Source organism: Vagococcus acidifermentans (assembly GCF_003987655.1).
GTDB lineage: Bacteria > Bacillota > Bacilli > Lactobacillales > Vagococcaceae > Vagococcus_B > Vagococcus_B acidifermentans.
Map to the genome: position 1 here is coordinate 1 of NZ_NGKC01000032.1, position 1,994 is coordinate 1,994.

At 30.2% G+C, this 1,994-nt stretch carries 2 protein-coding genes; one reads left to right on the top strand and one right to left on the bottom strand.

What is annotated here, in order from left to right; translation table 11 throughout:
* Positions 1 to 307 (bottom strand): BlaI/MecI/CopY family transcriptional regulator (locus CBF27_RS13940; RefSeq protein ID WP_126815305.1); only part of this gene is annotated, 307 nt, incomplete at its 3' end.
* Between the two features lie 488 nt (positions 308 to 795).
* Between CBF27_RS13940 and CBF27_RS13945 the strand changes: the two genes are divergently transcribed.
* Positions 796 to 1,329, top strand: coding sequence for a hypothetical protein (locus CBF27_RS13945; RefSeq protein WP_126815306.1), 534 nt, complete (start codon positions 796 to 798; stop codon positions 1,327 to 1,329).
* Positions 1,330 to 1,994: the final 665 nt, after the last annotated feature.

Sequence of the window (1,994 nt, forward strand, 5' to 3'; positions counted from 1 at the left end):
TGCCAGAAACAAAACTTTTCATTAATTGATCATATTTAACGTTAGAAATATCCTGAATAGTCCATTTTAAATACTCCGATAAAGTCACAGTAGGTGTATAAAAACGAGAAAATGTTGTGCCGCTTCTTCCTATATGATCTACCTTAATCAACTCTTTGTTCAATAACTGTCTAACAATCACAGGAACAGTATTTTTATTTAGTGAACTATCATTATCCAAAATATTTTTTACTGACAGAGCATTTTCGCTATTTAAAAAAATTTCTAGTATTTCTTTTTCTTTTTTTGTTAAAGAATTAATAATCATTAGAATCCCCTCTTCAATATAAATATATTTACAAAGTATATTATATCAGTTGATAGTGGAATAATACAGTCTTCATGATGACAGATTGTGGTTTGCAAAGAAAAATAACTTCCCCCTTGAATTCATAATACTCTCTTTTCGAATATGACTGATCCTATAAAAAAGTATCATAAATGAACTTCATACAGATTAACCACAGATTGTTGAGAATCGATAAAAACAGGTTTATGTGTTCAACATAATTATTATCCTCCTATAAAAAATCACTCAGTTTAGACACAGGTAATATGCTAAAACTGCGACATTATTTAAATACAAATAATATTATAATATGGTTGCATTATTTAAATACATGGACTATACTATTTTTGTAAAATATAGGAGGTATTTTACAATGCGAAGGTTTACCACTTGTAAAAAAACAGTTTGTTAGACAAGTGGCAAACTGATACTGTTCTAAAAATAAATTTGAATGGAGTGGTTTAAAATTGAAAAAAAAGCTTGTTTTAGGATTATCATTATTAACGATCGGAGCTGCTATTGTGCCTGGGACACTCGGAACTGTTGCTTATGCTGACTCTGTGAACGCCACCCAAGCGAATTATACTTTTAATCAAGAAGAAACAGATGTTAAAGTATTCTCTATATCTAACGCTCAAGCATTTGAAGCGGCAGAGAATGCTGGTATTGATGTTAAAAGTATCATTGGTGAGGAAGCTTACAATCAAGCTTTACAAGAAGATATGTTTCGTAGAGGTAGTTCATGGATAAAAACTTATAAAGTAGGAAAAGAAACCAGAATTTCTATGGGAATTAATTCAGCTCTGGTTAAGACCTGGAAATATGGAGGTAGGGCTGCAATTTATGCTATGCAAGCATATGGAAAGGTAGTAGGACTGCCTTTAGATCCAATGGTTGCTAATGGCATGCACAATCAATTGAAAACGATTGATGCATCAAGAGGTTATAAGTGGGTTATAGGAACGAAGCCTTGGAGAATTGTAAGCCATGGGTATCAATAATGTAAATGTAAAAAAAGCAAACCTATCTTTTAGGTTTGCTTTTTTTTAACAAAATTTTTATTTGTGTTCGTATAGGAATCCCAGATATTTTTTTATTTCTTATCATCATACCTATGTTTTCTGCAAAGATACCGTAAGCAAAATAAGCGCCTATTATGGACAATATAGTTAATATTACAGTTTTTATAAAAAAAACTCCTTTCTTGGTTAGGGATTACAAATATGTTATACCATAAAAAATATGGTTAAGCATTAGACTGTAGTCATAGTTTATTCTTTCGATAAAAGATATTATTCTAAGAATGTAACTAAAATTCCTACTAGAAAAACTTCCCAGCATATTATGTTATGGTAAAATCTACCTCGACAAATACAACATAAATCCTAGTATAAAAATAGAAATGTAGACATGAATAAAATATTTAATAACTTTTAAAAATGGTTCTTTGCTTCTGTTCGTCCAGTGCCATTTATATTTTATTACTTCATCCCTTTTCTAAAATACAGTTATCTTATTTTAAAGTGTTCAACACATTTTAGTCAAGTCCATAATCTTGTGTAAAATACTATACAATGTTTCACTAGTCTTTTAGTGTTCAAACTTAATATACTTTCTTGTAGAACTAAGCCATTCATCGTGGAAGTCCATCAGGACAGCCCCAATC